Origin of the sequence: Bradyrhizobium sp. 134 (assembly GCF_023074155.1) — a bacterium.
GTDB lineage: Bacteria > Pseudomonadota > Alphaproteobacteria > Rhizobiales > Xanthobacteraceae > Bradyrhizobium.
Genome location: NZ_JADPKX010000067.1, coordinates 21,613 through 33,219 on the forward strand (window position 1 = coordinate 21,613; position 11,607 = coordinate 33,219).

An 11,607-nucleotide genomic window follows, 5' to 3' on the forward strand; every position below is an offset into this window, starting at 1 on the left:
GCTCACCCTGGTTTTGCGCGGTGTGAACAAGTCGCCGCGGTAATCTCTCTTGCCTCCGTTGACCTGGCGATCTCGGGCATTCTTGATTCATCGAAAGCTCGCAATCCAAATGCCGCAGCGGCGCCGTCCTTACGATCTCCTTCGGCTCCCCAGTGGGGTATGCCCAGCGCGCCGTCAGGGATCGCAATTTCTGTGCAAACCTCTCTCGTCCGCTGCACCAGTTTCTCGGCCTCAGCTTGCTCCAAAGCATCCTCGCTTGATTGCCGCCGCAGCCTGCCGAGAATTTTATAGCTGTCGTGATTGGCAAGCTTGGCTTGATAGCTGCCTGGCGTGTGGAACTCCACTTCGAAGCGATAAGAGTCCGCCGTGGTGAGCACTGTCTTGATGCCGACGAAAGTCGGACTGCGCATTCTGAACCAGTTGGTTGTCTGGCGTTCGGTGTAGTCCCGCTCCTCGAAGGCCAGCATGGCTTTCTTGAAGGCACGTGTAAAATCCTTGTCAGGAATTTCTAAGACGTGGCGTACCGCGTTGCTGAAGAGCTGTGGGGCGCTGCTGGGTGGGATGCTCATGCCGGTGAGCTGATCTGTCATGGAGGCATGCGATTTCAAGCGGCGCTCCAGATGGGGCATCTTCACCTCGATGCCGGCTTGCGCAAGGATTCCGGCAACCTCGCGTGCCGCTGCGGTGATTTTCCTCTCTTCGGCTATAGCTCGGCCAGCCTCATTTTGAGCGCGTTCTGAGGCCTGCTCGCGGGTCAGCGTGATCATGTCAGCATCGTCAGCGGCTGGCCGGAGGCCGGACGGTTTGCGCAAAATGCCCTGCTCCGCAGCGAGTTTGATCGAGGTCTCCATGATTGAAGCCGCCAGAGTGGGGTTGTCCCTCAGATCCTCCAAGGTCGCATCGACATCAAACCTTCCGCGGGCGAGGGTCGCCGCCACGCCCTTGACGTAGGGCACGGACTTCAAGCCCGGCGTCTCGTAGAGGAGCCGCTGAAGATGACTGCTCTTCTGGAAAAAGAGGTTGGCGCCAGTATCGGATTTATAGGCGTCGGTGCCGACCTTGATGCCGAGGCTCAGCAAGTTGTTTGCGCTTTTTACGAGGTCGTCCGCATTGTAACCATCCGGGCGGGGATCGATGCGAGCAGGATAGTGGTCGAGTAAAAGCTGGATGCGGTCTCGTGGCTGAGGCGTTGCCGGATAGGTCTCCGCCAGATCCGGGAAAAGGTTGCAGAGCCTTGCGCTGAGGCTCGGGTTTGCGGCGTTCGAGCTTTCGATTATTTCGGGCAGGGGTTGCTCATTCGGCTTCACTGCCCATGCCGCTAGGTTGTCGACGAGCAACTCGGCCATTTCGCGAGCAACCAGATGTTTGGCGACCTCAATCTCGCTCCTCGCTCTCGCAAACGTGTTCTGGATATCTTGGCTACTCACCTCTTCCTGGCCCAACAGCTGACGGATCTCTCGCCTGAGCTCGTGGTGAACGCCCTCATAGGTGCCAAAGACAGCACGCTCGGCAAACCAGCGTTGTGCTTCATGGGATTGAGCCAGAAAGTTTCGCTGCAGGCAGCTATAGGTTCCCAGGACATCCTGCGTGGCGGCGAGGATCTGGCGGGCGCGACCGAACTGGTAATTGTCGCCCTCAAGCGCCGGGGTATGCGACTTTGGCGGCTTCAGCGACGGAAGTCCGAGAGCTTGCTCCTTGCGATCGAACTGGCGCACATGCTCATAAAGCTGCGGCCGGTCGCCGACGATGACGACGGTGTCCCCGTCGAAGTCTCCGTCAAGTTTTTTCTGTTCACCGATCGGGACGGCAACCAACGAGCCCGGAGCGAACACCTCGGTAGCCTGCAGGATGCCGACGCACTCGAGCGGCGTGTCCACCTTGGCGCGGTCCTTGCTCGAGGTCCAGCTCGAATGGCATTTGACGTCCTCGGCAGACAACACCAGCCCACGGTCGGCGTAGCCGGCCGGCCACATCTTATCCGGCACAACCATCAGAATGCCTTTGGCAAAAAAAGTCGGATCGTCGCCCGCCAGTTCCTTCCCCGACTTCTGCGCGACATTGAAGCTGTATTGGATGGCTGTGCAGTTTTCGAGGAACACAGCGGTCGGGTCCCCCTCAACGGCCGACTTGACTCGCTCGGCGGCAAACGGGCGCAGATTGGGCTTGTCGTAGGGCGAGCGCCCGATCAGCACGCCGCTCGCCCCCATCAACGTCTCGCTCTTGAGCGTCGGCACATGGAGACAGTCATCGCTGGACGGTACGGCAACCGCGCCGGGACCGTCGATGTGTCCGGCCGTCACGGTGCGAAACAACTCTTCAGACGTCAACTCTCGCCCTTGTCTGCTCTCGAGCCAGGTTTTGGCCTTCTCCCGCGCCTCATCGGTCACCGGCTCGCTTCGGGGATAGTGTTGCAGCGCCGATGCGGGAACGGACATTCTTCTTCCCTCAGCAAAGGCAGGCACCCGATCAGGACCTTCCTGTCGGCGGGCGCGATTTACAGCTGGCATACGGTTGGCCAGCGAGGCCTTGATAAAACCGCAACCATCATGCGGCCGCAAGGCGATCGGGCCTTCTGGCCCAGTCAGCTTGAAGGGATGCTCCTCGCTGGCAGGACGGTCCGGCAGCAGCGACAGTTTGAAGGCGCCCTCCAGCGCGTAGTCCCGAGGACCTAGGTCCTTGATTGCCGGCGGCGCGGCAAAACCCCTGCGCTGAGTGTAATAGTATGCCTCTTTGAAAGGGGCCCAGGCACGTGACAGCTGCTCGAACGCTGTGCCCGGCGCCGTTTCGGCATACGGAATCGCCAGCAGCTTTCCCCCGGAGGACTCTGCCCTCGCCACACCTGGAAGGCGGCCGGCGATCTGCGACACGGGCTTTTTCGGCGGCTTTAACTTGCTTCCGCCGAACAGGTCCATGCGGTATGGCACACCCTGGACGGTGATCGTACGCGCCAGCATGAACGCGCTCGGCTTTCCTGGCAGCTGGACCGCGACGACGGGCAAAACCCCCGAGGTCAGGCGATGAAAAATCGAATAGCGTGTCTCGGGCTCCGTGGCCACTGGCCGGCCCTGCATGTCCACCACTGACAACTGCATAAGTCCCGCGTCACCCTGCGGAGGTCTGGGCTCGTGGGCCATGGTTCGCAACACCTGATGGACGTCGAACACGGACGCTGGATGTTGGGCCTGGACCGTCGCCGCATTCTGCGCCAAGAACGTGTCCAGCGCATCGACCGGACTCTCCGCCGCGATCTCCGCCATCAGGTTCCAGCTCATGTTGGAAAGATCGCCTTCGACGAGGCCGCCCGTTTTGTCCAAAATCTCCTTAGTCTTGCGCTGCAGCTCTTCCTGCCTCACCCGCAAATCGGACTTCTTGCCTTCGACATAGGGCCGGCGGAACAATGCCGCGAAAACCGCACGGGCCTTGAGCGTTTGATAGATCGACAAGGCGGGGCAACGGCTCGAGTACGGCCCTCGGGCTCGCTCGGCATCGCTTGCTTTGAGATGCCCCTCGATCTTGTGCTCGACGATCGGTTGAATGTCGTTCAGCAAGTTTAAAGCCCGCCTCCGGTGCCAGCGCAGGTGCGGGCTGCGCGCCAGCGGCAGGAGAGCGACGCAGAGAGTACCCATGGTTTCGAGGTCGTTCTCAGCGGCAAAGCCAGGGGCACGATGCAGTTCCGTCAGCCGGTCTAACCCCGTGGGTGCGAGCAAACCGAGATCGTCAAACAATTGAGCCTTAGCCAGCGCTTTGAAAATCATGGCGATGTTCAGAACCTGGGTCTGCTCCAGGCGATCACTGGCATAGTGAAGGTAGTGGGCCATACCGTGCAGCCGATTCTTCAGCAGAGCGGTCTCTATGATCTCTCCAGTGCCCTCTCCCCTCGTGACACCTCGCCCGAGAGCATTGGCTATCATGCTGAGCTGAGTTGTGGTGAACGCTCCGAATCGGAGGTCTCCCGAGCCGAGTTTGCCCGCTATGTCGATTATCGCCCCATGGCACACCGCCTCTTCCGGCCACTTGCTAAAGCCGTTCACCAGGATCGCCAGTTCCCGCGGAGTAAAATCAGAGAGCCGGTTGTCACGGCGAGAGACCTCGTTGGCAATCGCGACTGTGGCTTGGCGAGCGTCCTGCTCTTGCAGCCACTTGCTGAAACCGTTCACCAGGTTCGCTAGACCCTGCGGAGTGAAATCAGACAGCCGGTCGGCGCGAAGGACCTCATGGGCGATTACAACGGTGGCCTGACGTGAGTTCTCCTCTTGTGGGTACTTGCTAAAGCCGTTCACCAGATTCGCCAGGTGCTGAGAGGTAAAATCGGAGAGCCGGTCGGCGCGGCGAAGCACCTCACCGGCGATCACAGCGGTGGCGTGACGTGAGTTCTCCTCTTGTGGCCACTTGCTGAAACCGTTCACCAGGTTCGCCAGACCCTGCGGATCAAACTCAGAAAGCCGGTCGGCGCGGCGACAGACCTCACCGGCGATCGCCAGCGTGGCTTCGCCACAGCCCGTCTCGTCAGGCCACTTGCTGAAACCGTTCACCAGGTTCGCCAAACCCTGCGGATCAAACCCAGAAAGCCGGTCGGCGCGGCGACAGACCTCACCGGCGATCGCCAGCGTGGCGTCGCCACAGCCCGTCACATCAGGCCACTTGCTGAAACCGTTCACCAGGTTCGCCAGACCCTGCGGATCAAACCCAGACAGCCGGTCGGCGCGGCGACGGACCTCGTCGGCTATTTCAATTATAGCGCTGCAGCAGTCTGTCCTTTCCGGCCACCTGCTGAAGCCGTTCACCAAGCTCGACAAGTGCCGGGGAGTAAAACTGGAGAGCCGGTCCGCTCGGCCAGCGCGGCGACGAACCTCGTCGGCGATTGCAAGTATAGCGTCGTTGCACTTCGCCCCCTCGGGCCACCTGCTGAAGCCGTTCACGAGGTTCGACAAGTGCTGGGGAGTAAAATTGGAGAGCCGGTCGCCGCGGTGATGGACGACCTCGTCGGCGATTTGAACTATAGCGTCTCGGCAGTCCTGCGGCCACTTGCTGAAGCCGTTTACCAAGTTCGACAACGCCTGTGGATCAAAATCAGAGAGCCCGACATCGCGGCGGCCCGCGCGGTAACGGACCTCGGCGGCGATTTGAACTATAGCATCTCGACAGTCCTGCGGCCACTTGCTGAAGCCGTTCACCAGGTTGGCCAACGCCTGTGGATCAAAATCAGCGAGCCAGACATCGCGGCGACCCGCGCGGCGACGGACCTCGACGGCGATTGCCCTCATTGCACCGCGACACTCCGCCTCTTCCGGCCACTTGCTCAAACCGTTCACCACGGTAGCCAAGTTCTGCGGACCAAAGTCAGAGAGCCAGACATCGCGGCGGCCCGCGCGGTGACGGACCTCGCTGGCAATTGCCCTTATAGCACCGTGACACTCCGCGTCTTCCGGCCACTTGCTCAAACCGTTCACCACGATAGCCAGGCTCTGCGGACCAAAATCAGAGAGCCCGGGAGCGCGGCGGCGAATCTCAGCGGCAACTGCTATTGTGGCCTCACGAGAGTTCTCCTGTTCCGGGCACTTGCTGAAGCCGTTGACCAGCAGGGCGAGACTTTGAGCGTTGAGCTCCGAAAGTGCTCCGCGTTGCTCACGAAAAAATCTGGCGATTCGGATCATTCCATTGCGACATTCCGCCACCCCGGGATATCGACTGAACGACAATACGAATAGGGAAAGCGTTTTGCTTTCGACGTCGTATAGTGCATTGCCGAGGCTCGACACCTGAGCTGCCATGGCCCTGCAAGCTTCCACGCCTGCCTGACCTCCAGCCTCCCGGCTCATCGTGTTGCATGAGGTGGCGTACCCCCATGTATTCCGGGCGCGGATATCTTGTTCCCATCTTGGGACAAATTCGCGTTTGAACTCGGAAGCGGCCTTTTGCAGGAATGTTGCGTGGTCCGCTCGACCCTGCAGCTTCCTGTCATACTCCACCACAGCGCATGAGAATTTAGTGATGTCGCCAGCGAAGGAAATGTCATGTAAAGCGTTATTAAGTAGTTCCGAGTATCCACGCTTGAAGCTCTGTTCGGCTACATGGACGAAACGCCGCCTTCCCGGTCCTGCACCCGGGTCGGTCTCCGTTTGCCTGTGGGGTGGCACCGTGTCTGGTTGCCAGCTTCTGGATCCTTTATTGCCGAGCCAGGGTTTGCCATCAGAACCTAAAGAAGTTTCTTCTCGACCTGGCGCTCCACCCTCCGGCAATGGGGGAAAACCGCACCGTCGCGCAGTGGCTTCACGTGGCGCAGCACCCAGGATCCGATGTGCGCCAACGGAGGATCCGGAAGATCTGTCGCCAAGGGCATCATCGGCACCGCGCGCAATGCGAGCGAAGGACGTCCTTCTATCTTGAGGCCCAGAGTGCATCCGCTCGACGGAATCGAACGATTGGCTGCCTTCCCCAGGGGCAAGACTTGATTCCGCGTTCGCCGCCTTCGCCAGTCCCTGCGCCTCGGACAACTTCATCTTGAGCCGGACTGTTTTCTCGTGCACTTCGTGCACATGCGCAGGCGTGAGCAGGCCGCGTCGACCAGGCTCTTCCAGCGGGTCCAGACAGGCCTGCATCTCGGCGGGCTGCGTCTGCAGGCGCTCGACCACGATGCCCACTACGTGATCGGCGTCCTCGGGCTTCATCTGGCGCGCTTGCGAGACGGTCCTTTGCTGACCAGCCAGATCGAACTGCAATAGTTCGTCCGACCGCTTGACCAGTGGCGCCAACGCCTCCGTCGATGCCGGGGCCTGCCAGACCGCCGAGTGTGCCGCCGCCGACGACGCACTCGCATGCGCCTCCTTGGCGCTCACAAGCTTCTTCGTACCTAGATCCGAGCGCACGAGAACCTTGTCCGCTGGCGCGGTGTCGCTGTCGCCCGCGGCGACTTGCGGCTCGGGCCGCCCGGCCGAACTCGCGGCATCAGCAGCCGGCTTGCGGTTGCCTTTCCCCTCCCTGCGCGCAGCGGTGCCTTTGGCTGCCGCTGCCTTGCCGGCAGTGTCGGCCGGTACCGTAGCGCCAGCGTCGGCCGGGGATGCAATGATGGCTGACGTTTTCAGCTGCAGTGCCAGGAAGTGCATGACCTCGTGCGCAGTGATCCGTGCGTCGTCTACGATCTGGCCCAACAGTTCGAATGGGAGGCTGGCACCTGTTCGGTTATCGCTTAGCTTGGCAAGGATGTCGTCGTGCAACGCCAACGCAAATTCCGAAAGCCGTTCCATGACTCCTTCCAGAACGGTGCAGTGCTCTGCGTCGAGTGCCGCTCCGTCGTTGTGCAGAACGGCTTCCTCCGTCGAGAGGAATGCCGGATAAACATCCTGGACAAAGGTCCCGAGCAGATGCACCCCCCCGTTCTCACCCATGAGGGCGTCCCTCACGGCCGGTTCAAACGTGCTCGCCTGAGACTCAATCATAAGCTGCGTGAGCGCAATCCGCGATTGCAGACGCATGTACCGCGCATGAAGTACCAAGCCGGTATTCAGGCGTAGTGCGGCCTCTTCGGGCTTCCGCATCTCGGGCGTCGTGCTTGGCAAGTTGGCGGTGGCCTCGCAGACGGACACCATCCGTTCCGAGCGCAACAGCTTCTTTCCCCACCACTCCACGCAAGCCGCGTGCTCCTTCGCCACACTGGAAGCCACTCGGCTCAGCTGGTCGGGGGTAGCGTTGGATTCGAAAATCCGCTGCAACAGGTCTGCCGAATTCTTTCTGCGGTCTTGCAAGGCGGCGATAGTCGATGAGGCCAGTGCGTTGCATTGGTGGGCCGCATCGAGCACGGCATAGCGGTATCGACGGACCTCAGCGTCCGACAGAATGCTCCGCGCCACGGCCGGGCGCAGCCTCGCGTAGTACTCCAGAACTGCCGAACCTGCTTTGATGAACCGATCGCTCAGCTCTTGCGCCTCCTCCGAGTTCTGGGCGTGCATGGCCGCATTACGGCAAGCGTCAAGTTCCTCAACCAGGCGATCCATGTGCCGCCTTGTTGCGTTGATTTCTTCCTCTGACGAGGAAATGGAGACTGCCACACCCGAAGTTGGCGGCTGGCTGGTGACCGGCGTCGTGTCTCCACCCTCCGACACTGAGGGAAAGCCGCGCCGCCGTGCAGTGGCTGCACGTGGCGCAGCGGCTGCCCGTGCCGCAGCGCCTAGGATTCGATCTGGGCCAACGGAGGGACCGGAAGACCTGTCGCCAAGGGCATCGTCGGCACCGCGCGCCATGCTAGCGGAGGGCGTCCCTCTATCTTGGGGCCCAGAGCGCATCCGCTCCACGACGGAATCGAACGATTGACTGCCTTCCCCAGGGGCTAGGCTTGAGTGCGAGCGTGAACTGCTCGATCCGGCTCCAGCATCCCCAATGCGCGATCTGCCAGATCGGCCAATGCCCGTCATATTCCATCTCTGATAAAAGGGGAGAATCGCTGCTTATGATGTTGCGGGCTGATGTCGCTCAACCATGGTGCATCAAGGCTTTGGCCCATAAGTGCAATCGCCCAGATGGCGCATGGCATGAGGTCTGAGGAACCTGCGGCATGTTTTCGTCAACCGTCATGGTCAGCCCGGACCCGAGACGGCGCGGCCTACTCCTGGCCAAAGTACACGCCAGCAGCCCAAGATCGGCCGAGACTGGCACGCGATCGCATCACGCCGCACTCGCTATCCTCAGTTTTTCAGAGACAGAGTGGAGGTTTGATTGCGCGCTGCCATTCACCGGGACCGTTCTTCGTCCACCCACGCGAAGATGAATTGTCGGTAGAACCACTCCGGCCAAATGCATCCGGGCAAACATGTTCGCGAATCTTTGGCTTCCTACATCCGTTTGCCCGGTGGCTCCCGACTGATTCGCTTCGTCAGCTTCGCCGCTGTAGAGGACATCGAACGAGGCACCAATTCGACCATACATGATGATTCGCAGCTCCTGCGTTTGCATTGGGTTCAGGCTGATGAGGCGCGGCAGGCCTAGATACACCGCCTGGCTGACGATTGGCTGACGAAGGCGTTCTCCCGGACCGATAAAGAAAATCCGAGACCTGGCTCAAGCGTTAATGAATCGGGCTGCGGCCTACACCGGCCGGCGAAGGCCGCAGGTCAGGCCGCCTGGGCCTGCGATCAGGCGCTGTCACCTTATCTAAGGAGCGGGAGCTGGCTTGGACGAAGAGATTACGGAAGGTTGAGAATATCGAGACGAAGCGCTGCAGGCTTCCCCGGCGAACGGAAGCCCTGCATCGTCCGCTCCCGCTTTCGCAGCGGCACATGGCAATTCTCGGCCCTATTGTTGAAGCCCCTGTGCGCGGTGCTCGGCATCCGGCATGACCTGCCGTTTCGTCGCTCAATAGGACCGCAGTGTGATTTTTCATGGAATAAGGACCCTGCTTGAGGGGTCGTTTTCATCCAAACGGGCCCCCCTTAACGCAAGGGCGTGACACTGCTTCCGGTTTCATCGGAGGCATTTGTTTTGGATGTTGGTTGTGAAGCCGATTGCAAAGATGCGCCGGCTTTCGCTGGTTCAAATCGATCAAGCAGATCTGCCGGGAATTGAAGGTCTCTCGGGAGGTGGTCCGCAAGGTCCCTGCGTTCGGGGCAAACGGAGTTCCGCTACGTGCGCAAGCATCAGCCGTTGCCTCGGCTGGGTGCATGGCGCGATGAGCTTGAGCGGCTTTTGGCGACCAATGCGACGAAGCCGTCGCCGGAACGGCTGACGCTGATCCGGATTTCTATCTTGTCGAGCCGGTGGCCTGCACGCCGGCGTCGGGCTGGGAGAAGGGCCAGGTCGAGAACCAGGTCGGGCTGTGCGCGAGCGCTTCTTCACGCCGAGGCTCCGCTTCAAAAACCTGGAGGAACTCAACGCCTCGCTGCTCGACCATGCATCGCTGTGCGGGAAGGCCTCGCGAAGCCTGAACTTGTCCAGCGCGCGCAGCGACGACAGCCGGAGGATCGATTGATGACACTCGTTCGCCGGCATTGCCATTTCCGATCCGGACCTCAGTCTGCGGGCGATCGCGGCACAGCTCGAGACAATGCGGGAGCGGACGCCGGGCGGCGGCTGGCAATGGGCGGCCTCGTCGGTCGAGCATCTGCTCGATCACGCGGGGCGTCTCGGTTTAACGGTGCACGAACCCGCTGACGGCTGAAAGCGGGCATCCGCCGCCGTTCTCCTGCCCTCCCGTTTCGTCCTGGTGTGACAAATAAGGAGAAATTCTACTCTCCCTCTGGCGTAACGTCGGAGCCTGCCCACAAGCGCGGAAGACCGGCGTTGTGATTCCTGATGTTCAAAGCCTTCCTTGCAGCGCGGGGAAGTTCTCTATCGCGTGCTTGACGGCGGCATCGCCTTGGAGACTGCTGACGTCGATCCGTCCCTCTTCCTAGAGAGCATCAAGGAACGACATCTCGCCGCGATCATGTTCGAACAAGGGCGCCAGTCGTTCTTGCCATTCGGCCAGCACGAGCTCGCGCCAGGCTTCCGGGCGGCCGTCCTTGTCGAACATGTCGCTCTTCACGACGGTTAGCAATTTTCCGCGGAGTTCGTTGGCGTCGTAGCTATATCCGTCCAGCGAGGCCGTCCGCCAGTTCAGGTCCCGTGTGGCCGCCCCGATCGCGAGCGTAGCGAGCTTGACCTGTTTCCAATCCAGCCCGCGGACGTGCAGCAGGCGCCATGCGTCGTAGAGATCGCGCAATGCGCAGCGCGCGGCCATCGCGACGCTTTGTCCGGCTGCGATCTCGCGCAGATCCACGACTGGGATTTTCTTCGCGGTGTAGCCGCCCAGAGGAACGGAATTCATTAGCGACGTCCCGAAGAACGGCGTGCGGTACATGTAGTTGACGTCGACCTCGATCGTGCCGGGCCGCCGATGGGCCGTCCCAGCCGTTGCCCAGCGGTGTGCACGGAAATCGGCGTTGCTCAGTCGCGAAAGAAGTCACTGACAGGCACGCCGCAGCGAGATCGACGGCCGGCCGCTAAGCGCATCCGCGACCTGGCCAGACGACCTTTTGGGGTATCCCGCTTAGAGGCGGCGCGCCATTGAGAGGTGGTGCCGCAAACGGGGCAGAGCGGTCCACGCGAAGCTGACGAGACGCGTGCCGTCCCCGGTCGCTGCATAGGAGGAAAAAGAGCGCGACCGCCTTCCGATGGCCGGAAATCATGAGGGTTCCCCCTGGTTCGACAGCTTTGAGCCGGAACGGCGCTCCGGTTACTCCGAAGCTGCGGAATTTGCACACGCTGGCACCGCGATCGCAAGTGTGCTTGCCACGATGGCGATGGCAAGAGTGGATTCCTGAAGCGTTTTCACGGGCATCCTCTCTCGGACTTGTGAATTCATTGACTTCGCCCACTCATGCGGCGAGGGGAGCGATCAGAAGCTCAACTGGGGCGATCACAAGGGATTGAGACAACGGAGCTACCTCACTTGGCCGAGGCTCCCAATGCTGGCGCCAATAAACGGAAGCCCCGGCTTGGCGCGCGCCGCTCCCTTCAGTCTCGGACGTCTGCGGAGTCCACTCCCTCAGGGGAGAGTAGGCCAAAATACAACCATAGTCGCAGTACAGAACAGAGAGCGGCGGCACAGAGCGCCGGCCGACTGCTGCGGCCCGACTG

The 11,607-nt window shown here is 61.1% G+C and carries 2 protein-coding genes and 2 pseudogenes; 1 reads left to right on the forward strand and 3 read right to left on the reverse strand.

The window, feature by feature from the left end; genetic code table 11:
- Positions 1 to 2 precede the first annotated feature (2 nt).
- Both xopAD and IVA75_RS25095 read right to left on the reverse strand, forming a co-directional pair.
- Positions 3 to 8,408, reverse strand: coding sequence for a XopAD/skwp family type III secretion system effector (gene xopAD / locus IVA75_RS25090; protein ID WP_345946588.1), 8,406 nt, complete (start codon positions 8,406 to 8,408; stop codon positions 3 to 5).
- Between the two features lie 758 nt (positions 8,409 to 9,166).
- A pseudogene (locus IVA75_RS25095) lies at positions 9,167 to 9,360 on the reverse strand (DDE-type integrase/transposase/recombinase); the annotation flags it as partial.
- A gap of 115 nt (positions 9,361 to 9,475) precedes the next feature.
- Between IVA75_RS25095 and IVA75_RS25100 the strand changes: the two are divergent.
- A pseudogene (locus IVA75_RS25100) lies at positions 9,476 to 9,862 on the forward strand (IS21 family transposase); the annotation flags it as partial.
- Between the two features lie 516 nt (positions 9,863 to 10,378).
- Here IVA75_RS25100 and IVA75_RS25110 read toward each other — a convergent pair.
- On the reverse strand, positions 10,379 to 10,828 hold the full coding sequence (locus IVA75_RS25110) for a nucleotidyl transferase AbiEii/AbiGii toxin family protein (RefSeq protein ID WP_018458899.1): 450 nt from the start codon (positions 10,826 to 10,828) through the stop codon (positions 10,379 to 10,381).
- Positions 10,829 to 11,607 lie beyond the last annotated feature (779 nt).

Bases quoted from the DNA above. Each gene is read 5' to 3' on its own strand.
- xopAD (WP_345946588.1), bottom strand. From the start codon at position 8,408: ATGACGGGCATTGGCCGATCTGGCAGATCGCGCATTGGGGATGCTGGA.
- IVA75_RS25110 (WP_018458899.1), bottom strand. From the start codon at position 10,828: ATGTACCGCACGCCGTTCTTCGGGACGTCGCTAATGAATTCCGTTCCT.